19 protein-coding genes are annotated in these 23862 nt (G+C 57.1%); 10 read left to right on the top strand and 9 right to left on the bottom strand.

Translation table 11 applies throughout. From position 1 onward, the window contains the following. Positions 1–78: 78 nt before the first annotated feature. Positions 79–5289 (top strand): DUF4011 domain-containing protein, encoded by a 5211-nt coding sequence (locus tag QPL95_RS10140; RefSeq protein WP_303290858.1) that lies wholly within the window; start codon positions 79–81, stop codon positions 5287–5289. A gap of 25 nt (positions 5290–5314) precedes the next feature. On the opposite strand, the gene QPL95_RS10135 is transcribed toward QPL95_RS10140, so the two are convergent. Then, the gene (locus QPL95_RS10135) at positions 5315–6340 is read right to left on the bottom strand and encodes a hypothetical protein (RefSeq protein WP_303290857.1); all 1026 of its coding nucleotides are present in this window, start codon (positions 6338–6340) and stop codon (positions 5315–5317) included. A 57-nt stretch (positions 6341–6397) separates the two neighbouring features. Beyond that, positions 6398–7162 (bottom strand): SGNH/GDSL hydrolase family protein, encoded by a 765-nt coding sequence (locus tag QPL95_RS10130; RefSeq protein ID WP_303290856.1) that lies wholly within the window; start codon positions 7160–7162, stop codon positions 6398–6400. Positions 7163–7443: 281 nt separating this feature from the next. Between QPL95_RS10130 and QPL95_RS10125 the strand changes: the two genes are divergently transcribed. Both QPL95_RS10125 and QPL95_RS10120 read left to right on the top strand, forming a co-directional pair. Then, a complete protein-coding gene (locus QPL95_RS10125; RefSeq protein WP_303290855.1) occupies positions 7444–8421 on the top strand; it encodes a DnaJ C-terminal domain-containing protein in 978 nt (325 codons plus the stop codon). A gap of 12 nt (positions 8422–8433) precedes the next feature. Continuing rightward, complete coding sequence (locus QPL95_RS10120; protein ID WP_303290854.1) at positions 8434–8778, top strand: chaperone modulator CbpM; 345 nt, start codon at positions 8434–8436, stop codon at positions 8776–8778. Here the strand turns inward: QPL95_RS10120 and QPL95_RS10115 are convergent. Further along, complete coding sequence (locus QPL95_RS10115) at positions 8775–8951, bottom strand: DUF6435 family protein (protein ID WP_303291232.1); 177 nt, start codon at positions 8949–8951, stop codon at positions 8775–8777. The genes QPL95_RS10120 and QPL95_RS10115 overlap by 4 nt on opposite strands. Before the next feature lie 193 nt (positions 8952–9144). Between QPL95_RS10115 and QPL95_RS10110 the strand changes: the two genes are divergently transcribed. The 4 genes from QPL95_RS10110 to QPL95_RS10095 all read left to right on the top strand — a co-directional run bounded on the left by QPL95_RS10110 (position 9145) and on the right by QPL95_RS10095 (position 13633). After that, positions 9145–10575, top strand: a complete 1431-nt coding sequence (locus QPL95_RS10110) for a DUF5666 domain-containing protein (protein WP_303290853.1) — start codon at positions 9145–9147, stop codon at positions 10573–10575. Positions 10576–10653: 78 nt separating this feature from the next. Next, positions 10654–11502, top strand: coding sequence for a DUF6502 family protein (locus QPL95_RS10105; RefSeq protein WP_303290852.1), 849 nt, complete (start codon positions 10654–10656; stop codon positions 11500–11502). 37 nt (positions 11503–11539) lie between these two features. Beyond that, positions 11540–13033, top strand: coding sequence for a DUF5666 domain-containing protein (locus QPL95_RS10100; protein ID WP_303290851.1), 1494 nt, complete (start codon positions 11540–11542; stop codon positions 13031–13033). A 3-nt stretch (positions 13034–13036) separates the two neighbouring features. Beyond that, on the top strand, positions 13037–13633 hold the full coding sequence (locus QPL95_RS10095) for an ACP phosphodiesterase (RefSeq protein WP_303290850.1): 597 nt from the start codon (positions 13037–13039) through the stop codon (positions 13631–13633). Here the strand turns inward: QPL95_RS10095 and QPL95_RS10090 are convergent. Next, positions 13619–14581, bottom strand: a complete 963-nt coding sequence (locus QPL95_RS10090; RefSeq protein WP_303290849.1) for a nitronate monooxygenase family protein — start codon at positions 14579–14581, stop codon at positions 13619–13621. The two genes, QPL95_RS10095 and QPL95_RS10090, sit on opposite strands and share 15 nt — an antisense overlap. 115 nt (positions 14582–14696) lie before the next feature. On the opposite strand from QPL95_RS10090, the gene QPL95_RS10085 reads away from it, so the two are divergent. The 3 genes from QPL95_RS10085 (at position 14697) to QPL95_RS10075 (ending at position 17497) form a co-directional block, all read left to right on the top strand. Further along, positions 14697–15428 (top strand): thioredoxin domain-containing protein, encoded by a 732-nt coding sequence (locus tag QPL95_RS10085; protein WP_303290848.1) that lies wholly within the window; start codon positions 14697–14699, stop codon positions 15426–15428. A gap of 290 nt (positions 15429–15718) precedes the next feature. After that, positions 15719–16738, top strand: a complete 1020-nt coding sequence (locus QPL95_RS10080) for a rhodanese-related sulfurtransferase (RefSeq protein WP_286816151.1) — start codon at positions 15719–15721, stop codon at positions 16736–16738. A gap of 24 nt (positions 16739–16762) precedes the next feature. Next, on the top strand, positions 16763–17497 hold the full coding sequence (locus QPL95_RS10075; RefSeq protein ID WP_094623759.1) for a YdiY family protein: 735 nt from the start codon (positions 16763–16765) through the stop codon (positions 17495–17497). 68 nt (positions 17498–17565) lie between these two features. Here QPL95_RS10075 and QPL95_RS10070 read toward each other — a convergent pair whose 3' ends face one another. From QPL95_RS10070 to QPL95_RS10050, 5 genes are all read right to left on the bottom strand, one after another. Beyond that, a complete protein-coding gene (locus tag QPL95_RS10070; RefSeq protein WP_303290847.1) occupies positions 17566–18513 on the bottom strand; it encodes a DUF523 and DUF1722 domain-containing protein in 948 nt (315 codons plus the stop codon). 83 nt (positions 18514–18596) lie between these two features. Then, a complete protein-coding gene (locus QPL95_RS10065; protein ID WP_303290845.1) occupies positions 18597–20831 on the bottom strand; it encodes a glycosyltransferase in 2235 nt (744 codons plus the stop codon). Further along, entirely contained in the window at positions 20828–21886 is a 1059-nt protein-coding gene (locus QPL95_RS10060; RefSeq protein ID WP_303290844.1) for a lysylphosphatidylglycerol synthase transmembrane domain-containing protein, read from the bottom strand. Before QPL95_RS10060 ends, QPL95_RS10065 begins: the two co-directional genes overlap by 4 nt. Positions 21887–21951: 65 nt before the next feature. Next, positions 21952–22971 carry a DUF6160 family protein gene (locus QPL95_RS10055; RefSeq protein WP_368389750.1) on the bottom strand — a complete coding sequence of 340 codons (1020 nt, stop codon included), beginning with the start codon at positions 22969–22971 and terminating at the stop codon, positions 21952–21954. Positions 22972–23142: 171 nt separating this feature from the next. Continuing rightward, on the bottom strand, positions 23143–23799 hold the full coding sequence (locus QPL95_RS10050) for a GntR family transcriptional regulator (protein WP_303290842.1): 657 nt from the start codon (positions 23797–23799) through the stop codon (positions 23143–23145). Positions 23800–23862: the final 63 nt, after the last annotated feature.

Raw genomic sequence — 23862 nt, 5'->3', positions numbered from 1 at the left:
GAGTCATGGGGAACCGGGTACAATAGTTGGCTGTTATTTGTGAGCCGATAAATCAAGCCAGTTGGAAGGGATTGCCAGATGTCTGAGCAGGAAGCACCGGAAGTACAGATCAATGCCACGTTTGTTGAGAAGATCAACTTTGCCTGTCACCAGAGTGCCTTCGCAATACTGCGGGAGCTGAAGGTTCAGAATCTCGACGCCAAGAAAGGTTTGTCTGATCTCACCATTACACTTGAAGCTTCACCGGGCTTTTTGAAACGTAAAGAGTGGAAGGTGGATTACCTTGCCGCGAAGGAACTCCTGCTTGTCAAAGATCGTGATCTGGAGCTCGATGGTGGGTTTCTTTACGGCCTGACTGAGTCCATGCGTGGCGCGGTAACCGTTCAGGTGCTTCACGCGGGTCGGGTCCTTTCGGAAAGGATCATTCAGGTAGAACTGCTGGCTTGCAATGAGTGGGGTGGTGCGGAGTACATGCCCGAGTTGCTGGCGTCGTTCTGCACGCCGAACGCCCCGACGATTGATCGTTTGCTTGGGCAGGCCAGCCAGATTTTGCGCAAAGCCGGCAAGCCCGATGCCATGGACGGTTACCGATCCCGTAGCCGGGAGCAGGTATGGCTGCAGGCCTCCGCGATCTATTCTGCGGTGGTCAACATGCAAGTGAGCTATGCCCTGCCACCGGCCAGTTTTGAATCCAATGGCCAGAAAATCCGCCTTCCTGGCCAGATCGAAAACAGCCGGGTGGCCACCTGCCTGGATTCCACGCTTTTGCTGGCAGCTGCGTTCGAGCAGGCAAACCTGAACCCGATGATTGTGCTGACTCGCGGCCACGCCCTGGTTGGCCTGTGGCTGGAAAACGAAGATCTGTCGGGCATTGTGCTTCGGGACCCTCAGATCCTGCGCCAGCGGATTCCGCTGAAAGAACTTATTCTGATCGAAACCACCCTCGCTACCCAGCACCCGCCGGTGTCTTTTTCCAGAGCCGTCGCTGCTGGCAACGATCAGATGTCGATATCCGAGGACGACAAATTTATTGCCGCCGTTGATATTCGCCGAGCGCGAGCCCACCGGTTTAATCCCATCAGTCTGAAAAGTCCAGCTGCTGCGGCACCTGAAGATACCAGCGTCAGCGAACCTGTGGAGCTGGCGCTGGAAGAGGCGCCCGATCTGGACTCCAATCCGCCAGAGTATCTGGAGCAGAACATACCTGATGACACGCCGGAAGGACGTGTGGAGCGCTGGCAACGGAAACTGCTGGATCTGTCGGCCCGGAACCCACTCCTCAATTACCGCCATGGTGTCAGCAGCCTGTCGATCCTGACAGTTGCTCCGGCGGAACTGGAAGACTTGCTGGCCAGTGGCGCCAAAATATCGATCGCACCTTACCCCTGGTTGCAAACCAAGAAGCAGGACTCCGAACTGCACCAGCAACGCACGGGTGAAGAGCTCAAGGCCGCCTACGTCCGGGATGCCTTCAGCAAGAATCAGGTTCTTGTGGATATGCCGCAGAATGAGCTGGATCGCCGGGCGGTCGAAATCTACCGGCGGGCGCAAACCTCACTTCGGGAAGGGGGTTCGAACACGCTGTTCCTGGCGATGGGCTTTATGTTGTGGCGATCCCGGGAGAACAACCGGGTTTATCGGGCGCCGCTGGTGTTATTACCGGTAACGCTGGAGCGCAAGTCTGTACGGCAGGGCATTCGGATTGTTGCCAATGATGACGAACCTCGGTTCAACACCACTCTGCTGGAAATGCTGAGGCGGGATTTCGGCATCGATATCCAAGGCTTTGATGATGCCTTGCCTCGGGACGAGCAAGGTGTGGACATTCCGGGAATCTGGAATGTGGTGCGTCATGCCATCAAGGACGTGGCAGGCTTTGAAGTGGTGGAAAACGTTGTTCTGGGCCACTTTTCGTTCGCCAAGTACCTGATGTGGAAAGATCTTGTCGACCGTTCCGACGTGCTGAAAGAAAGCCCGGTCGTGAAACACCTGATTGAGTCCCCTCGGGACCCCTACGACAGCGATATCCGGTTTGTTGATGCCAGCGACATTGATAAAGAATACAACCCCGCAGATTTTCTGACGCCCCTTCCGGCAGACTCGTCCCAGATGTCGGCTATCGCGACGGCGGATCTGGGCAAGGATTTCGTCATCATCGGCCCGCCGGGAACCGGTAAAAGCCAGACCATCAGTAATCTGATCGCCCACATGCTGGGTAAGGGAAAGAAGGTTCTTTTTGTCTCGGAAAAGACCGCGGCCCTGGAGGTGGTGCACCGACGGTTGCGTGATGTGGGGCTTGGACAGTTCTGTCTGGAGCTGCATTCCAACAAGGCCAGTAAGGCGGATGTGCTGGCTCAGCTTGGCGCCTCCTGGAACAACGCTGCACGAACTCCGGTGGCAGGTTGGCAGCGCGAAGCCGATCGTCTCAGGGCTCAGCGCGACAGCCTGAATAACCTGGTGAATGCCCTGCACGAGCGACACCGTAATGGCCTGACTGCTCACTACGCCATTGGGGTAAAGGTCCGGGATCAGGCGTTGACCGAAAAATTAAGGCTCGGCTGGGATAAGACGGATGCTCATGATGAGCGCCAGCTGCAGCAACTCAGGGAGATGGCGGAGCTCCTTCGAGTGCAGGCCCGAGCGGTTGGTCAGTTTGACGGCCACCCGTTGAAAGTGGTCAATCAGTACGAATGGCACCCTCAGTGGCAGGAACAGTTGGTGAGCGCTGCCGAAAATTTACAGGCCGGCGCTGGGCACTTGGCGGATCATCTGGCTGAGCTGGAAAAGGCCATCGGGGTCAAGTTGGGGCCCGTGAATCTGTCACGGCTGGAAAGCGTGATCGAACTGGGCCAGACCCTGCTGGACTGTTACGGCAAGCGCGTGGCATTTGCGTTGGAGCCCGAAGGTCAGGAATGCCTCAATGGCATCACGGAGGTGGTGCCTTGCCTGGAACGGCATCAGGCTGCTCTGCCGAAACTGAGTTGCCCCTATGAGCCCCTGGCCTGGCAAAAGCTGGACGCAGACAGCCTTGGCCGGGCATGGGAAGAGGCTGTCGCAACCTGGTGGCCCAAAGACTGGTTTGCCAAACGCAAGGTCCGAAAGGCGATGCGCCAGGGCGGCGCCCAGGCCAAACCGGACCCGGCCAGCGACATTCCCTTGCTGCACGAGCTACGGGAAACCGGGGCTCATATCGACCGTCTGGATACTCTGCTTAACAGCTTGCGCGGCTGGAATCGCTACGAGACAGACACCGGCGTCATCAGTGACCTTCATACGCTGGGCACCCGGGTTCGCTCTGTGGTCAGCAAACTGGCCGACAGTGCTGACAGCTTGATCGCGCTGCGTACCGGCGTTCGTACTCTGCTGCACGATGCCAACGACTTGCTGGCGCCGGAAGCCGCAGTCGGCAAAGTGATTACCGGGTTTCTGGCAGCCGCTTCGGCGTTTGAGCAGCAAAGGGCGCACTTTGAACAGCTGGCCGGTGTGCAGCTGGAAGAGTACCTTCCGGCAGAAGCGTCCGCCTGCGAACAGATTGCCAGCGTTTGCCAGCAGGTCGCAGGCCATCAATCGTCCTTGAGAGACTGGTGTGCCTGGGTTCGGCGACGGTCGGAAGCGCTGGCCCTGCAGCTCGCCCCAATGGTCGATGCCATTGAGGGTGGCAGCGTGACACCGGAGGAAATCCCCGCAGCTTTTGAGGCGGCCTACTGTAACTGGTGGTCCGCCGGAGTCATCGGAGAGAACGAAACCCTGAGAACCTTCTCATCTCCGGAGCATGAAGCGACCATTCAAAGATTCCGGGAGCTGGATTCCCGGTTCTGTGAGTTGACGGCCCGGCATATCGCAGCCGAGCTGTCGCGCCACATTCCTGAACAAGGCGACGTAACCCGCAGCTCACACTGGGGCATTCTGCGCCATGAGCTGCAAAAGAAGGCCCGGCATAAATCGGTTCGGGAACTGATGCAGCTCATGCCGGATGTCGTCACTACCCTGGCGCCTTGCCTGATGATGTCACCACTCTCGATTGCCCAGTATCTGTCGGCAGATCAGTCGCTGTTTGATGTGGTGATTTTTGATGAGGCGTCACAGATCACGGTGGGTGACGCCATTGGCTCGCTGGCCCGTGGCCGGCAAGTGATCGTGGCGGGAGATCCAAAGCAGATGCCGCCCACCAATTTCTTCTCCCGTTCCGATGACGACCCGGACGGTGATATGGACGGCGAGAGCGATCTGGAGAGCATTCTGGACGAACTGATCGGCGCCAGTATTCCTCAGCGCGTGTTGAACCTGCACTACCGGTCTCGACGGGAAAGCCTGATTGCGTTCTCAAACCGACAATACTACGACAGCTCCCTGGTCACCTTTCCTGCACCGGTCCACCCGGACAACGGCGTGTCTCTGGTACGGGTCGAAGGGCTGTACGGCCGAGGGGCCGAGCGCAATAACCCCGAGGAAGCCAAAGCCATCGTGGCGGAAATCGTTCGCCGGCTCACCTCCGATGACGAGTCCGTTCGCCAGCAATCCATCGGGGTGGTGACGTTCAACACCGAGCAGCAGGCAACGATTGAAGATTTGCTCGATGAAGCACGCGCTAAAGATCCGTCCATCGAATGGGCCTTCTCGGAGGACAACAACCTGGAACCGGTCTTCGTGAAGAACCTGGAAACCGTGCAGGGAGACGAGCGCGACGTCATTCTGTTCAGCATCACCTACGGTCCGGACCTGCTGGGCCGGATAACCATGGATTTCGGGCCCTTGAACCGCACCGGTGGTGAACGCCGTCTGAACGTGGCACTGACGCGGGCTCGCACCCGAATGATGGTTTTCACCAGCATGCCCCCGGAAGCGATCGATCTGTCGCGTACTCAGGCCCGTGCGGTGGCGGATCTTAAACACTTCATGGAGTTTGCCGAGCGTGGTGTACAGGCCTTTGGCCGTCAGAGCTCACAAGCGATAGAGGACATCCAGGCGCCCTTTGAGGCTGCGGTGGCAAGAGCTCTGCAGAGCAAAGGGTGGGACGTGCACTCTCAGGTCGGTGCTTCGGCTTACCGGATCGATATCGGGATTGTTCACCCGGATGTACCGGGTACCTACCTGGCGGGCATCGAGTGCGACGGCGAAATGTACCTGAGCTCACCCTACGCCCGGGAGCGGGACAAGATCCGTCAGAGTGTGATGGAAGGGCTTGGCTGGACACTTTTCCGGGTCTGGGCAACGGACTGGTGGACTAACCCTGAGAAAGCTCTGGAAGACCTGGATGGCGCCCTGCGCAAGCAACTGGAGCAGGGCTGATATCCTGGGGGTGAACTGTAAGGTCTCAGTTCACCCCGTACTTCCTTGGCCGTTCAAAGCGGTGAAATCCTTGCTCCTCTTCCCGGGCGATGGTGGGCGCAGCCATGCCGAAGTGTTCTTCACGCAGTGCGCTCAGAGCCGCGTCCAGGGCTTCTCCAGACAGGCGTTGGCTCAACGCATCGCGTTCAGCCATATAGGCTTTGCCCTTTTGCCACTTCTCTTCCCGCATCTGATCCTGCTTTGCCATTCGTTCGACGGCAACCTCGGAGTAGCCTAGCTGCTGCCGGAGGTTGTTAATCGCCTGCTGGCGTTGTTCAGACGGCAACTGCTGCAGCTGGTGTTGCACGCTGTCCATGCTGAACAGGGCGTGCCCCAGGGCGCCTGAACCCGCGAACTGTTGGGTCATGTCACCGCCGTAGACCTCCTCTGCACTGGTTTGCAGTTGATGGGCCAGCTCCGTCAATTGCAGCTCATTGGCATCCTCAAGGTGTGCTACTTTTTGCTGGAAGACCTGGGATTTCTCTTCCAGGTACGACTCCTCTTCTGCCCAGATCTGGCTGGCCAGGGCGCCAAAGATTGCTTCGCGCTGCTGCCAGAGCTCGGTTTCCCGCTGAAGGGCAGGGAGTGCCTGCAGGCGCAGTTCGTGGTTGTCCAGCCACTGATTGTAGGTGTCCAGGTTCGCCATCAGCGCCATGATGTCTGAGTAAAGTTCCGGAAAGGCCGTTTCAACGGCGTCATCGAACAACTGGCCGCCGGTTTCGGGATGTTGTTGCAACAGGGCCCGGCGCTCGTTAAACAGTCGTGCCTGGGTTGCAGGCTCGGTTATGGTTTCGCCGTAGCGTTCCAGGTATTGCACCGCCAGTTCGACCACCTGTTGTGATGAGCCTTGTCGGGCCGAGGCTGGCGACTGTGATTGCGGCTGGGTTGCACGGTGACCTTCCGACGCCAGGATCTGTTGCACACGATCATCCGGCTGCAGGTAGAGATAACTGGCGATTGCGGCACCGGTGATAACGGCCGCGAGTATTCCATAGCGTGTTTTCGAACTCATTGGTTTGCCCTTTGAAGTCTGGTGGCCGCGTATGCGACCACCAGGTTCCTGTTACTGTCAGAGCATAGGCTGGAGTTTTGGCCAGATCAGGTCTGCAATTTTCTGCGAACCGCTGTCTGCCGGGTGAATGCCATCGAAAATGATGTCGCTTTCGTTGATTACCGGGCGTGGATCCACAAACTGGCAGTTCAGCACGGAGTTCTCACAGGCCCGTGCCAGTGTGGCGTTGCCATAATCGACCGCTTCTTTGAGGTCTTTCAGGCGGAACAGCCCGTTTTTGGTGTAGTAGTAGCCCACCAGAATACCTTGCTGCACACCGGACTCGGCCATCTCATTGAGGAAATCCACGCCTTCTACGTAAATATCATCAATGAAGTCGATGCACTCCTGGCTCAGCCGTCCGAAACGGTACCAGGGGGTTTTGCATTTGTTTGAATTGAATGCAATGGCAGGGATCAGAATATCGTTGCCGCCGGCATCACCGACAATCGTGTCGATACCGGGGTTGTCGGCAATCGCCTCGCGGAACTGGTTGGGAATGGACGGGGCAATCAGCTCCCCCGAGAGTTCTGCGCCAGACACGGTGTAACGCAGGAAGGTTTCACCTGCCTTGGATTCCAGCTGATTCTGAATTTCGCCCGACAGCGCAAAAATTGAATCACCGACAAAAACCACCTTGTCGTTATCCGCATCCGTCACCTTGTCGTTGCTGAGCAGGTAGCCGAGATCGGTACAGCCGGTAAACAACACCGCCGCACAGACGACCGCGACAGACCGCAGTTGGCCGACTCCAGACAGCCATTTCTTGTGGTTGTTCTTCATGCTTGTATCTCCGTGTGTAAGGGATAATTATTTTTGTTTCAGATACTGCACTGAGGATAGTGGGCGGCATTGGCCGATCTTTGAATCGACAGGTAGGCCAGAAGTTTGTCCTTTGCGGCCAGTTACAAAACTGTGTGAGCAGGGTCACAAGGATCTGCTGTCGCTATTCAGGGCATGTCACCGTGTTGGTCAATTTTGCCTCCGATCGTCCTTGTATTTTTGGGGCCAGAGACAATGATTAGAATTCATAGGATGCCCTTTGACCCGCTGTGAGGAGTTCCATGGACTTTAAAGACTATTACGCCGTTTTGGGTGTGAGTGAGTCTGCCACCCCCGAGGAGGTCAAGAAGGCCTATCGCAAACTGGCCCGAAAGTATCATCCGGACGTCAGCAAGGAAGACAACGCCACCGATAAGTTCAAAGATGTAGGCGAAGCCTACGAAGTACTGAAAGACCCGGAGAAACGGGCCGAGTATGACCAGCTCCGGAAATACGGCGCTCGGGCCGATGGCTCCTTCCAGCCGCCGCCGGGCTGGCAGAGTGCCTCTGGTTTTGGTGGTGGCGGCTATACCGAAGCCGATGCCCGCCAGTTCAGTGATTTCTTCGAGGAGATTTTTGGCGGAGGCCGGCACGGCGGGGCGTCATCGGGCGGTGGGTTCGGTGGTGGCGGGTTCCGTCAAAATATGAGGATGCGGGGCGAAGATGTGCACGCGCGCCTGGCGCTGTTCCTTGAAGAGGCGATGAACGGATGTGAGAAGCAGGTGTCGTTCACCGTGCACGATGCCGATGCCCACGGCCGGCTTGCTCCTCGCCAGAAAACCCTGAAGGTGAAAATCCCCGCAGGCATGCATGACGGCCAGCACATTCGCCTTAAAGGGCAGGGTGCTCCGGGCGTAGGCGGCGGCCAGCCCGGTGATTTGTTTATCGAGGTGGAGCTGGCACCTCACCCGCATTTCACCGTGGAAGGTCATGACGTTCTGGTCACCGTTCCGATTGCGCCCTGGGAAGCGGCTTTGGGTGCCACAGTGACGGTGCCGACGGCGGGTGGAAAAGTGAATGTGAAAGTACCCAAAGGCTCCAGCAGTGGCCGCAAGCTTCGCCTGAAGGGCAAGGGCTTCCCGGGTAAACATCCTGGGGATCAGATCATCGTGTTGCAGGTGGCTATGCCGGAACAGCACTCGCCAGAGGCTGAAAAGCTCTATGAGCAGTTGGCCGAACTGGAAAAGAACTTCAATCCACGCAGCAAGCTGCATGTGTAAACGGGGGCAGGCATGACCAGCAAAGACCAGATCCTGACCGTAGAATTAACGGACACCAACGGCAACACATTTACCTTGCGGGAAATCTGCGAGCGCGGGGAGTGCCATGCCGAGTTTGTTATCAAGCTGGTGGACTACGGCATCATCACGCCGGTTGAGGAGTGGCGCGAAGCTCACCAGTGGCAGTTTGATGTGAATGCTTTGAGTCGACTGCAAAAGGCCTTGCGCCTGCAGCGGGATTTGAAGCTCAACCTGCCCGGGCTGGCGGTTTCACTGGATTTACTCGATGAAGTCCAGGACATGCGCCGCGAAGTCGCCCGCCTCAACCAACGGGTGCGCCAGCTCATGGGCGATTAATCGTTGCTTTGCTCCAGTTTTTTAATTTCCGCATAGAGCTTTTCCGCTTCCTCCATCAGCGTGCCGTGGCTGCGTAAGTCACCGTTGCGCTGGGCATGGAGAGCCTTGGTCAGCTTTTCTTCATACGCTTTCTGCAGCTTCTTTTTCGGATTGCCTTTCAGAAATCCCAGCACAGTACCGCCCCCCTGTTTGTTCATTGGTGCGAGGAATATACGACCGATCACGCTCAGAGTTCACAAAAGTTTCATGTTCAAAAACTGGACAAATTCCATAAATGGGAATAATTTCCCAATTAAATAGTGGGAAAAATATCCCACAAAGTGTTGTATGGAAGACGACTGAAACAGCAAAATCAGGAGAAAATACATGAAACGCAACGGACTTTTCACCGCAGTACAAAAGGTTTTGGCTGCATCTCTGGTGGGCACTCTGGTGGCCTGTGGCGGTGGTGGCTCAGGCTCCACCGGCGGGACTGTCAACGCGGGCAGTGAGGGCACCAGTGTCGGTGCCGTAACCGGGTTCGGTAGTGTGTATGTGAATGGCACCCGGTTTGTGACCAATGGCCGCGTCAGCAGCGACGATGGCATTGAACGTGAAGATCAGCTGGATAAAGGCATGGTGCTGAAGGTTAAAGGCAGCTGGGATGATCGGGGCCAGGGGCGAGCCGACGACATCACCTACGATGACACCCTGCGTGGCCCCCTCACCAGTGCAAGCTGGGATGCCACCGCCAAAGCCGGACAGCTTGAGCTGTTGGGGCAGACAGTGATTCTCAACAACCAGACCGTGTTCCGCGGTGCTACACCCGGTGAGCTCGCAGCCACGCCGGCGGGCTATCGCGTGAGGGTCAGCGGTTGGCGGCTGGATGACGGCAGTTTCCGAGCCAGCTACGTGGGCGCGCGGGCCATCGGTGTGGCGTTTGATGACGACAATGAAGTGGAGATCGAAGGGGTTATTACCGGCCTGGATGCGCAGGCACAAACCTTCACCATTAATGGGATAACGATCGACTATCAGCTGGCCCGCGGTGATGACGATTTTGATCTGAATGCCCTGACCGACGGGCTGGCCGTGGAAGTCGAAGGCTACCTGGATAATGGTACGTTCATGGCCCGAGAAATCGACGACGAAGACGATCTCTTTGATGACAATGACGACGTAGAAATCTCTGGCGATATCTATAGCTTCGACAGCACCACCGCCAGCTTCATGATCAATGGTGTTCAGGTTCGCTACACCAGCGACACCGAGTTTGATGATCTTCGAACAGGCAGCCTTCAGGATGGCCTCTTCGTCAACGTGGAAGGCGATTTTCGCAGCGGCGTGCTGATTGCAGAAGAAATCGAAGGCCGGGAAGGCGATGCCGAACTGGACGGAAAAATTGAAGCGATCGATCGGAGCAACGAGATTCTCACGGTCAGCGGCCTGCGGGTGCAGTTAACCCCCAATACCTTGATCGATGATGACGACGATGACGACGACCGCCGTAACCGGGCAGACGATGTTGATGCCTTTCAGGTGGGTGATTTCGTGGAGATTGAAGGTCGTCAGCGCAACACCGATGGCGGCTATCTCGAAGCCTTCACCATTGAGCGAGAAGATGACGACGATGATGACAGCTTTGAACTGGAAGCCCGGGTTGATGCGATCAGCACAACGTCTGTGACCTTTATGAATCTCGAAATCCTGCTCAATGGCTACCTTGCGTCGGGAGTCCGGGTCGGGAACGAGGTTGAAGTAGAGTACCGGGCAACCACCGGCGGTGAGTATGTCCTCACCGATGACCTGGATGATTGACCGCCCCTGGTGAGTCGGGCTGCCTGACGGGCAGCCCGTTCTGGCTTTTCGATACACCATGGGAATACAATCCCAAACATGACCAACGCCAAGACCAACCCTCTGCACAAAGCTTTGTTCCGCATCCTGCGTCCCCTGGCCAGGCTGCTGCTCCGTAATGGTGTTCCGTTCGGGGAATTCTCTGAACTGGTCAAACGGGCTTATGTGGAGGCGGCGCTGGAGGATTTCACCGATGGCCGCCGCAAACCGACCGATTCCCGTGCCGCCGTAATGACCGGGCTGACCCGAAAAGAAGTCAAGCGGCAGCGGGAAATCCTCGCGATTGATGACGCAGCGCCCGAAGGCCGCTCCAATGCCAACCGTGCTTCCCGCGTTGTGTCTGGCTGGGTGCATGATTCCGTGTTCCAGACTGAAGACGGCAAGCCAGCGACGCTGGCCTTCGAAGGCCCGGGCAGCTTTACCGAGCTGGTACGACACTACAGTGGTGATATGCCGCCCAGGGCGGTACTGGATGAGCTGCTGAGAGTCGGGGTTGTAGCGGTCGAGGGCCAATCCGGCAGGCTGGAGTTGCGCCAGCGTGCTTATGTGCCGGCAGGGGATAGTGCGGAACTGCTCCAGATCTTCGGCGAAGACGTATCTGACCTTATATCGACTATTGATTACAACCTGGCCAGCAGTGAAGGTAGTCGGCAGCCACTGTTCCAGAGAACACTGACGTACGACAACATACCCCCGGAAATTATCGAGCGTTGGCGCAAGCACGCCGCGGAACGCTCCCAGGGGCTGCTTGAAGATCTGGATGCCTGGCTGGGGCCCCACGACGTCGACGTTTCGGGGCTGGGCAGTCATATCAAAACCGGAGCCCCGGTACGTACCGGAATCAGTATTTTCTATTTTGAAGATCCGGTACTTTCAAGGGATACCTGATAACACAGCCGGCCCGGATGGCTGGCGGGAGATCACAATGAAGCCTGAACAACGCTCCACACGTTTATCCCTGCTGGTCGCGCCACTGGCCATGGGCATATTGAGTGCCTGCGGGGGCGGTGGTGGCGGCATTGGCATCGCCGATGGCGGCATCCGGGGTACCGGCTCCAGTGTCGGGCCAGTGTCTGGCTTTGGCAGCGTGTTCGTCAACGGGGTTAAGTTTGAAACCGACGGTGAAGTCAGCAGCAATGACGGCATTGACCGTGAAGATCAACTGAGCGAAGGCATGATCCTGCGCATCGAAGGCGAGTGGAACGAGGACGGCCAGGGCCGGGCCGATTCCGTTGAATACGACGACACTTTCCGGGGCCCCGTGGCAAACGTGCAGCAAATAACGGATCCCGACGGCGTGGTCGAGAGCGTCACTTTTACGGTCTATGGCCAGTTGATCAGTGTCGATAGACAGACTGTCTTCAAAGGAACCGCACTGGATACGCTGGCAGATGACGCATCCGTAAGAGTCAGTGCCTGGCGCCAGCCGGATGGCAGTTATCGGGCGAGCTACCTGGGTGTGATCAGCGACGACCCTTCGGATGTGGAAATTGAAGGGCGCATTGATCAGGGGTCTTTGAGCACCAGCCTTAATGAGTTCACCATCAATGGCCAGAAAGTCACCTACAGTGACATTTCATTCAGCAACGGCTTGAGCGAAGAGGACCTGAGCGAACTGCTGCTGGTTGAAGTAGAAGGGTCCATGACTGACGGCGTTCTCGTCGCCGATGAATTGAACGAAGGCGAGACCCGCCTGTATCGTCGCGGTGACGATGATGACATCGAGTTTGCGGGGCCGGTGAACACCGCCTGGAATGCGGTTGCCCGAACCTTCAGAATCAACGGCCTGACCGTACGGGTGGATAACAACACCGAATTTGACGATGGCCTGGCGGCTGAAGATCTCGTTGCTGGCTTGCTCATTCAGGTGGAAGGCGAATTCCAGACCGATGGTTCAGTGCTGGCCGAAGAGATTGAAGCTCGGGAAGGCAACGCCTCGGTCAAGGGCGTAATCGACCCAAACAGTATCAACTTCAGTGACGATACCTTCCAGGTTGGCGGCGTGTTGGTAAAGGTGACACCGCAGACCATCATTTCCGATGACGACAGCGAACAGCGAATCCGGCTGGCGGACCTGAACGGTCAGTATGAGCTGGAAGTGGAGGGCATTGAACGCTCAGGCGTTGGTGACAGCGTGTTCCTGGAAGCCACCAGAATTGAGCGCGAAGAAGGTAACAGTGACAGCGACCAGTACGAGCTCACCGGACGGTTGAGTGCCATCAGCTGCACAGCGTCCATCACGGTGTTCGGAGTTCCCATGACGATCACCACCGTTCAAACAGAGTTTGATGATGATCTAAGCTGCGTTGAGTTGCAGGACAGCGTTAATCTTGGGCAGCGCCCGCTACTGGAAGTAGATTATGAGGAAGTGGCACCCGGGCGGTTCTTTGCGAACGAAATCGAACTTGAAGACGACTGAACCATGAACCATCTCGCCCACGCCTTTCTAGCCCCCGATTCCCCGGAGGCGCGCGTGGGCAGCATTCTTGGCGACTTCACCCGGGGCGTCGACTTCGCAACGCTGCCGGGACCGGTTTTACAAGGCCTGCGTCACCACCTTGCGGTAGACGTGTTCACCGACCAGCACCCTGAGGTTCTGGCCAGCAAACAACTGTTTTCCAAAGAGCGCAGGCGCTTTGCCGGCGTGGCTCTGGATATACTCTACGACCACTACTTGCTGAGGCACTGGCGACGCTTCGCCCAATGCCGCCGCGATGCATTTGTGCAGCAGATCTACTGCGAACTGCGAGCCCGTGAACACCTCATGCCGCCCAACATGGTCACCGTCACCCGTCGCATGGTGGAGTACGACTGGTTTGGGGCCTACGAAGACTTTGAAAACATCGGCTACGCCTTGGATCGGGTGGCCAGCCGCATTCGTTTCGCCAATCAGTTCGCAGGCATCATCGAAGAAATCCGGGAGAACGATGAGCAGCTCGAAGCCCGCTTTCTCCAGTTCTTCCCGGAGCTGCTCAACTTTGCCAGCGAGAAAGCCGCCAGCCTTTCAGAGCAACCGTGAGCGGGCCTGCTGATATTCCTCTTTAAGCCGACTCACCAAGGCCTCAACACTCGGAATATCGTGAATCTGGCTCACACCCTGGCCCGCAGACCAAACGGTTTTCCAGGCCTTGGCCTCGTCGTCCATGGGTTTGAGCTTCTCACCGTAATTCACATCACCAGCCTGGTTCAGCTTGGCCATATCAAAACCCGCCGCCTCAAGGCTCTGGCGCATGAAGCTGGCAGGAACACCGGAAACCGCAGGGGTGTGAATAATGTCTGCAGACACCGCTTCCATGATCATCTTCCGGTAGGCGTCTTCCGCCTCGGATTCCTCGGTATTGATAAATCGCGTGCCCATGTAGGCCAGATCGGCCCCCAGGGCCTGCGTGGCGAGGAGGTCTTCTCCGTGGGACAGGCCTCCGGCCAACAGCACGGTGCCGTCGAACACCTCACGAATCTCGTGCACCAGCACAAACGGATTTACCGTGCCCGCATGTCCGCCGGCCCCGGCACTCACAGCAATAATGCCGTCCACGCCAGCTTCCGCCGCCTTGCGCGCGTGCTTCTGATTTGTGACATCGTGGAACACCAGCCCGCCATAGCTGTGAACTGCCTGAACCACCTGGCTCGCGGCACCCAGTGACGTAATCACCATCGGCACCCGATGCTTCACACACAGCTCAAGATCGGCCTGCCAGCGTGGATTGGTGCGATGCACCACCAGATTGACCGCGTAGGGGGCTGTAATCTTGTCCGGATTGGCCCTTTTCCATTGGGCCAGTTCCGCGTTCATCTGAACCAGCCATTCTTCAAATTCCTCACTGCTGCGCTGGTTCAACGCAGGAAAACTGCCGACGATACCCGCCTTGCAGCAAGCCAGCGCCAGACGCGGCGACGAAATCAGAAACATGGGCGCTGCAATCAGTGGCAACGAGAGGGAATCTTTCAACTGAGTGGGAATTGGCATGGCTGGTCCTTGATTTTTATTGGAACTTTCTCAGGATATAGGGGATCGTAGCCTGCCTGGGTAGCGTTGGTAAATCGCTCCAACAGGTGACTGGACAAAACACAAGGAGCCCAAGATGGGTGAAGCAAAAAGACGTAAACACACCGGAGCCCCCGCGCCCCGTAAACACCGAAACAAAAAGCCCGTACTGATTGCCGTTGCGGCCCTGGTCGTGCTGGCGGTTATTGCCGGAGCCTACCTGCTGACCACCCCGCCCGCACCCACCTCTGACGATCTGCCCGTAGCCGCGCCCAACGCAGCCCCGTTCCCGGCCGCACTGGATCAATACGGCACCTCCATCGGCGCAGAAGACGCCCCCGTTGTCGTCCGTGAATTCGCCGACTACCAGTGCCCCGCCTGCGCCAGCTTCTCCTCCGCCAGCCAGCGCCTGAAAGCAGAGTACGTTGAAAGCGGCAAAGTCCGCTTCGTCTACTTCGACCTGCCCCTGCGCCAACACCCGAACGCCATGCCCGCGGCCCAGGCCGCTCGCTGCGCTGGCGACCAAGGGGAATACTGGGCCATGCACGACAAATTGTATGGCTCTCAGTCAGATTGGAGCGGCTCCAACGACCCGGTGACCACCTTCACCCGATACGCCGGTGATCTGGAACTGGAAGAACGCCGCTTCCGCCTGTGCATGACCAGCGAACTCCACAAAGAAGCCGTTGAACAAAGCCTGCAGGTTGGCATGCAAATGCGCGTAACCAGCACACCTACCGTGATGGTCGACAACATCCAGCTGACCCGCCCGGGCTGGGGACAGCTATCGGCTGTTGTGGAGCGTGAACTGAATAAAACGGCTGACTGAGGCTCGTCTCAGGCTATAACATTTAATCCTGACGGCCCATTGAGGACTTAGCCGTGGGTGGGGGATAGCTTTCCAAAATCGTGCGGAGCCATGGATGGCGGAGCCGAGCGTACAGGGAAGTATTCACAGCGTATTTTGGAAAGCTATCCCCCTCCCAGGGCGAGCCCCAAGGCACTAAAATGCGGCCATTCCCAACTTGCGCCTAGCACCCAATTCGCTAAACTCTGCGCCTTTCGTGATATTTATCAAACCATGCTCCGGATTTACGATCCGGCCCGCAGGAGAAAACCATGAGCAACAACATCGTTGTCTGCGCACTGTACAAGTTCGCAGTATTGAATGATTACAAAGACCTACGCCAGCCCCTGCTGAACCTCATGCTGGAAAAAGACGTCCACGGCACCCTGCTGCTGGCCCGTGAAGGCATCAACGGCACCATCGCCGGCAGCCGTGAAGGCATCGACGCCGTAAAAGCCTGGATTGCCAGCGACGACCGCTTTGAAGGCGTGGATTACAAAGAATCCTTCGTGGAATTCCAGCCGTTCAAACGCACCAAGGTCAAACTCAAGAAAGAAATCGTCACCATGGGCGTGCAAGGTATCGACCCGAAACGCGTCGTGGGTACCTACGTAGACCCCAAAGAATGGAACGACCTGATTTCAGACCCGGAAGTGCTGCTGGTCGACACCCGTAACCAGTATGAAGTGGAGATTGGTACCTTCAAAAACGCCGTCAATCCGGCCACTGACACCTTCCGGGAATTTCCCGAGTATGTGAAACAGAATCTGGACCCGCAAAAACACAAGAAAGTCGCCATGTTCTGTACCGGCGGCATTCGTTGCGAAAAGTCCACCGCTTACCTGAAAGAACAGGGGTTTGACGAGGTGTATCACCTCAAGGGCGGCATTCTGAAGTACCTGGAAGAGGTGCCTCAGGAGCAGAGCCTGTGGCAGGGCGAGTGTTTTGTATTCGACGACCGGGTTACCGTCAACCATAACCTGGAGCGTGGTGATTACGACCAGTGCCACGCCTGTCGCCGGCCCATTACCGAAGACGATAAACAGCACCCGGAATATGAGCAGGGTGTGAGCTGCCACCAGTGCATCGACTCGCTGACCGAGGAGCAGAAAGCCCGGTTCAAGGAGCGCGAGCGCCAGATGCGTCTGGCCGAGGAACGTGGCGAAGCCCACGTGGGTGGCGAAGCGGCCCGCATTATTGCCGAGCGCAAGGCCCGAAAGAAGGCCGAGTGGGAGCAACAGGCCCGCAGAAGTCTGGAGGGGGAAAACGCACGTAAGTCTGCGTCGAATTAAAGAAAACTCAACCAAGGAGAAACTATGTTGATCAGGAAACCGCTGGTAGTCGCCTGTATGGCACTGGCCCCGATGGTTCATGCCCAGGAAAGCGGAAACTGGAAAGGCGAAGCCGAACTGGGTGTGTTGGTGACCTCCGGTAACAGCGAGGAAACCAAGGTGAACGGCCGGCTGGGGCTGATTCACGAAACCGGCACCTGGCGTAACAGCGGCGATTTCAGTTCCAAGTACACCGAGGCGGAAGACGAAACCACTGCCGAGGAATACAAGGCTGCACTGGAAGCCGACCACAAGTTCGACGACCAGCAGTACTGGTTTGTTCGCGGGTCCTGGGAAGATGACCGTTTCTCCGGCTACGACTTTGAATCCACCCTGACCACCGGTTATGGCAACCGGGTGTGGCAGTCTGGCGACCGTTCCTTCCTGGACCTGTCTGCCGGCGCCGGTTATCGCTACAACAAGCTCGAGCAGGTGGACGTGGACACCGGTCGTGACGTGGAAGAAGAAGCCATCGCGCGGCTGGCAGGCCAGTTCGATTACGGTTTGTCTGAAACCTCCCTGTTCCGGCAGAAACTGAGCACGGAAATCGGCCTGGATGACAACAACACCATCACCCAGTCTGAGACCTCCTTGCAGAGCACCATCGTGAACAGCCTGTCCATGAAAGTGGCGTTCCGGGTGAAGCATGTATCGGATGCGCCGGAAGGTTCAGACAAGACCGACACCGAAACGTCGCTGTCTTTGCTCTACGGTTTCTGAGCAGCGTCGGTTAAAAAAACGGGACAGGTGGTTTAACCATCTGCCCCGTTTTTGTTTGCGGAAACCGGTTATACGTTGTTTCGCAGCCCCAGCTCGTCCGGGTAGGGGGTCAGATACTTCTGGGTGTGCAGGTAGTCCACGGGCTCCCTGCGCTGTGCCAGGCGTAACAGCGTCATAGGCACAACCAAAGGCACTTCTCCCCGGCGATAGGCTTCAATCTGCTCCAGCAGCACGGTCTTATCCGCCGGGCTCATGCCGTCCTTCAGATAACCCAGCAGGTGGTGCATGGCATTCATGTGAGAACCCCGGCTGACCCGCTGTGTCATGGCTTCCATGAAGCCGTGAATGTAGCGGTCGGCAATCTGTGCCAGCGGTTCGGATTTCAGATCGCTTAACATGGGGCCGAGCTGCCGGTAGATCTTCTCTGAGTGCGCCAGCAGGGTAAACTTGTGGCGCTTGTGAAAATCCAGCAGCGATTGTTTGGTCAGCTTCTCGCCGGCAACGTTCTGCATCCAGTCATCGTAGGCAAATACCCGCTCGATGAAGTTTTCCCGCAACAGGTCGTCATTCAGCCGGCCTTCTTCTTCAACGGGCATGAGCGGATAGGCTTTGATCAAGGCGTCCGCAAACATGCCCCGGCCATCTCGGTTCATGAAGGCGCCATCGGCGTTGTGGATCTTGATCCGCTCCATGCCGCAGCTGGGAGATTTTGCCATCAGGATATACCCCCTCAGGTCGGCCAGTGATGGCAGAACCTGCTGAATAAATCCCTGCATGGCCTCGGTGTGGTCAGCGGTGCCTTTGTTCTCGACCAGATGGATTCCGTCTTCATGGGCTCGCAGATGAATGGCTGGGCGCGGCACACCCAGGCCGGCTTCCAGCTCCGGGCAAATCGAACGAAACTCAAAATGCTTTGCCAGCACCTGAGTGCAGTACCGGGAATGCTTGTGGCCGCCGTCGTGGCGAACCTCCTTGCCGAGCAGGCAAGTGCTGATGCCAACAGGAATGCCGGTCACAGAAATCTCCCTCAAAAAGCTGTCAGAGTATGGCGTTGTTTACGTCTTTTCAGTGTAAACCGATCAAGGGGAACTGCCACTCGTTATCCGTTCCGGTGCTTTTTGAGCTTGGCTCTGGCGGCCAGGCTGTTGGCATAGATACCGCGCACGTCTTTGGCGAACTGCTCAACGGAATAATCCGCGGCGAAGTGCCGGGCCTTTTGCGACAGCTCCTCTCGCAGTGCGTCGTCTTCAAGCAGTTGTCGGGCACAGGCGGTCCAGCGGCCCTGGTTTTCCGGCGTTTTGAAACCGTTCTGGCCATCGCGCACCACATCATCAATACCGCTGGAGCGCACCGCCACCACCGGTAAGCCAGCCGACATGGCTTCAAGAATCACCATGCCCTGGGTTTCTGATTTGGAGGCAAACAGAAAGGCATCACCCAGGTTGTACCAGAGCGCCATGTCTTCCGGCTGAATGGCGCCGGCCAGATAGAAGTGAGATTCCAGCCCCAGGCTCTCGATTTTCTTCTGCAGCCGATCCCGCTGATGCCCGTCGCCAATCATCAGAAAACGGAAAGGCACCTCCGTTTCCCGGCGCAGTCGGTCGATCGCAGTAATCATGAAGTCGATGTTCTTTTCGTTCGACAGCCGGGCGACACTGATAAAGACTTTCTGATTCGTCAGCCCCAGCTGTTCCCGAAGGGCTTGAAGCTGCGCCTCGTCTACGGACTGAAACCGGTTGTATTCAATGCCTGTGGGCTGGACGAATGTGGGCGTTTTCACGCCGATCATGCGTAAATATTCTTCCGTAGAATAGGTCGGCACGATGACGCTGTCGCAGCGGTTGGCAAAGCGCTTGATCAGGGCGTGGGAGATCAGATTACGGAACAGCATGCCCGGCAGCGGCACGAAGTGCGCGTAGTGCTCCAGCCTGGTGTGATACGTGTAGACCGCAGGAATCCTGAGGCGCCGCGCCATGAACAGGCCCAGGCTACCCAGCCAGAAAGGGTGGTGCAGATGGATAACATCCGGCTTGAACGCCCGCACCTGTTTACGGATTCGAGCCAGGAATACGTTGGCCAGGCGGAACTCACGCTTTTCTCCCATGGCAAGCATGGACGGCACACGCACCACGTTGGTTTCCTGTTCCGGCTGGTTTTTATAGCGGGGCGCCACGATCAGCGTTTCATCACCCTGGTTTTCCAGCCCACTGCGCAAGCGCTCAATAGAGATTGGCACGCCGCCGATAAAAGGCAGGTAGTTGTTGGTGAACATGGCCACCCGAATGGGCTTGTCCAGCCAGGGCGTTGGGTCCAGGTCGTAATCCGGGTAGTAATCCTTGCCGATGAAAATCAGCTGATACAGTTTGATGGTGATGGCGACTAATACCGCAACAATCAGAATGAAATTCAGGTAGCCGGTGTAGAACAGCGAGTAAATGAAAAACCAGAGGCTCTCCAGTTGTTTCCAGATCGGATGCTGGCCAACCTCCAGCGGCTTCATCTCATGCTGGATATCGCCATCCGGGGATATCGCCACTTCAACGTAGTGGTAGAAGCTGTCATCCGTGTTCAGCACCAGGCCTCCCGCGCCGCCGCTGGTAATGAAACGGGTGTTGCCAATCTGTTGCTCGTCATAGAGCGCTACATTGGCGGAGAACACCAGGCCAATGTCGTATTTGCTGATAACGTCCAGTAACTCGGAACGAAACGCCTCCGGCTGCAGGTAGTCGTCTTCGTCATCAAAGAGCGCAGGCGTGTTGGGCGTTAGCGGTGGGTGGCCAACAAACAGGACGTGGGCGTTGCTGGTGTCATTCGCCAGAAGATCCCGGAGCCATCGCATCTGCCAGGCCCAGGGTGTTTTGCCTGTGCTGTCCAGGAAAATCAGCCGAGTGTTGCCGGTGCGCACGCTGTAGAAATGCGGCCCGTAGTGCTCATAAAACCGGAAGCTGCCGAAGTCATCGTACTCGTTGGGGCCGAAGGTCAGCAGGTAAGGCATGTTCAGGTGGCTCAGTGTGCCCTGCAGAGCTCGATATTTGTCCTCACCGCCACCGCTGACTGCGTTGCCGGCAGACACCAGAAAATCCAGATCCGTAGCGTTCAGCGCCGGAATAATGCGCCGCTCAAAGATGCCCACCGAGTTGTTGATGTTGCCCACGACGGCAAAGCGGATTCCTGCGCCAGGAGAAGTGCGTTGGTAAATCCGTTCAACCTGGTCACTGTGGAGCGCTTCAAAATCCTGCTTGAAGAAGTTGAGATACACTTTGTATCCCACTAGTGCCAGCACCATCAGCAGGCAAAGATAGAACAGCAGCTTCAGCGGGTTCCTGCGAATCATTCCGGGCCCCTGTGTTTTTTGAGAAGTTCCCGTTGCATCACGACCAAGCCGATGATCATGCCCAGGTAGATGGTCAGGAAACGCCAGGCAATAGTGACCAGAACCAGGTGGTTGCCAGAAAGAAGGTCCTGGAAAAAGCTGCCAAATACCCCTTCGGAAATGCCGGAAGCTCCCGGTGTGGGGGCGAAATACATAATAAACGTGGTGATCACCAGCAAACCGACGGTAATGAGATAGTCCACCTCGTAACCCAGGCCGTGAATCAGCAGAGCCGGAAAGCTGAACAGGCTGAGCAGAAACAGTGCGGTAAAAAGAATGGAGAGCAGAATGTGCTTTGGCCGTCCCTTCAGGTAGTCCGTGAAACACTGGGAAAACCGGAGCAACTCCCGCCGCAACTTGAACTGCCAGCGGTCATGCCGGCACTCATTGATGACGTGGCAGGCTCGAAGCGCCGCAATCAGGGCGCTCAGTGGCCGGATCAGCCAGCGCGTGCGGAGCAGCAGCACGGTGAAGAATCCCAGATAACCACACACGAACACGATCAGTGCCGTGGCGATATCAGAAGACCAGGCCTGTCCATCCAACGCATCGAGCGTCAGCAGAAAAAGCGGTGTCAGAGAAAATATGAAAATGACAGCCAGCACGGTGCGGATGGTGGTTGCGGCCGTTGCCCTCGCAACCGGAACCTTGTTTTGGGTAAGGTACCATACTTGGGCAAACCCGCCGCCGGTGGCCATGGGTGTGACGTTGGAAAAGAACAGGTTGATAAACACCAGCTTGAACAGCTTGCAAAAGGGCAGGTTGTGGCCAAGGGCCCTTAGTGTGTAGTGCAGGCGCAGGCCGTCAGACAGGAAATACACCGCAAGCAGCACAAGGGAAAGCGCGAGGATGTCCGGGGACAGCAGCCGGGTATCGAATTGGAAACTGCGGCCCGCAAATCGGTCGTAAACCGCGTAAATCCCTGCTGCGGTCATCGCCAGAAAAATCAGCGTGAAAACGAAAAGTCTCCGCCAGGATGTCTGTTTCTGGTAGTCGCTTTCAGTGCTGCTTTCCATTGCCTGCCCGCCCGATTTCAGGCGAGCAGTTTTACCCTACGGGTGAGGGGTCTGTCCAGTTCCGGTCAGTGGCCGTAAACCATCATGGTGGTGTTGGTGATGGCGAAATCCGTAAACTGTACTGAGCCGATACTGGTGCCACCCACCTTGAACACCGGCATATCAATATCAGCCCGGAACTCAACATCATGGATGGAGAGACCGCTCTTGCCGGAGCGGGCGCTGGTGCCCTGGGCGAGCTTTGCGGTGACACTGGCCATGCCGAAATGGCCCAGAGTGTCGTTACCCCGACGGTTGTGAATCTGCAAACCTTCAATGCCCACCGCCGCGAAGTTAAACAGCAAAATCAGATCAGACGCTTCCCATTCAAGGCTGCCGTTGGTGATTTCGAAATGGGTGTCTAACTGCAGCTCAGAGCCCGATACCGTGCTGCCATTGCCCAGGGTTCGGGTAGAGGTGCCGCCGTTTCTGATGACCAGATCGGTCGGGCCGACATAACCCTGAAGAAGAATGTTGGAGAACAGGTTGGTGCTGCCCTCAGAACCGGTGGTGGTCACGCTGTCGATGCCAAGCTCGAAGTCCACAGCCTGGAGGTAGTCGTCCAGACTGGCCGGGTCACCGTAATCGGTTGCGCCCAGGTGAATCACCAGGTCTCCGCTGTTGAACCGTTTACCGTAGCTGCCGCCGACGGCATATTTGGCCAGGGCATCCGCGACATCGGGATTGCTGGTGTCCAGCTGGCCAGCTGCCGCCCGACGTGCGATTTCCGAGAAACCGTGTTCGAGTACTTCACCGTCACCGGCAATATCGATGGTCAGCTTCATATTGTCCAGAACGGTGTCGTTGTGGCCAGACAATCGCAAGCCATTAACGCTGAGTGCGCCCTGGTCGGTCCAGGTCAGGCTGTCGATATTGAGCTTGGTTTCCAGCTCGATGGTCACGCCGGCCTGCCCGGTAACGGATGACAGGGTTGAATCATCCAGCGGCTTGAAATCGGCGGCGGCTGGCAATGCGAGGGTAGTACCGCCGAGAAGCAACAGGCAGGCGGCAGAGACTCTGAAACGATCACAGGCGGTGAATAACATGTTGGCCCCGGTTTTCGACTGATTATTTTTGTTATTCAGAGGCTTGGTTGCCATCTGAAGGGCCGTAGGGACAACAGAACCAAAGCTGCGGTGATTCATTGTTACACAGTGTTACTTTAAGCCCGGGGGAGCTGGCGATCTGTGAGCCGGTTCACAACGTGAAGGGAGGTTTCAGGCCAGCGCCTGGCGGATCAGCTGCTTCTGGTGTTCCGCAAAGCCCTGAATCAGTTCCCTGGCCTTTGTGGTGTCCCTCTCCAGTACAGCCTTTGGTAGCTCTGCGAAGAACTGGCTGGTCTGGGCCAGCCCCTGGCGGTAGCGCTCGGCACTGAGGTAATAGGCGCGGCTCACCGCCGGTTTGAAATTGGACAAGGCCTCGGTGAGATAAGGATTGCCGACTACATCGCAGCAGGTTTCCATAACCTCAAAGCTGGTTTTAACCACCGAGGTAATGTCTGTGCCTGGCTGTTTAATCTGCGTGACAACCTGCCCTACGGCGTCCAGCAGGCGCTGTTTGTCGGCCTCCTGCCAGCGCTCACATAAGCGAGTCGCGAGCATGATCAACAGGTGCATGTAAACGTCGTAGAGTTCGGAGGCGTAGTCGGCATTCAGTTGCGTGGCCGAGGCGCCTTTGCGTGGCGTGATCTCAACCAGATGCCACCGCTCAAGTGTGTACAGGGCTTCCTTCACGGAGGCCCGGCTGACCTTCAACTCGGTTGCCAGGTTCGCTTCCTGAATGCGCTGTCCAGGCCGGATTTGTCCGGTCATGATGCGGGTTGCCAGGTAGCTGGCAATCTGTTCGGCCAGGGTGTTGGGCGCCTGAAAATCCATGCTGGAGGGATCTCTGAACTGGGTGGATGACAAAGTGAGCGAAGTTTACCACAGGGCCGGAAA

The sequence above is a fragment of the Marinobacter sp. SS5-14b genome, from assembly GCF_030541005.1.
Taxonomy (GTDB): Bacteria; Pseudomonadota; Gammaproteobacteria; order Pseudomonadales; family Oleiphilaceae; genus Marinobacter.
Note: the sequence above shows the minus strand (reverse complement) of the source record. Positions and strands in the feature narration are given on the sequence as shown.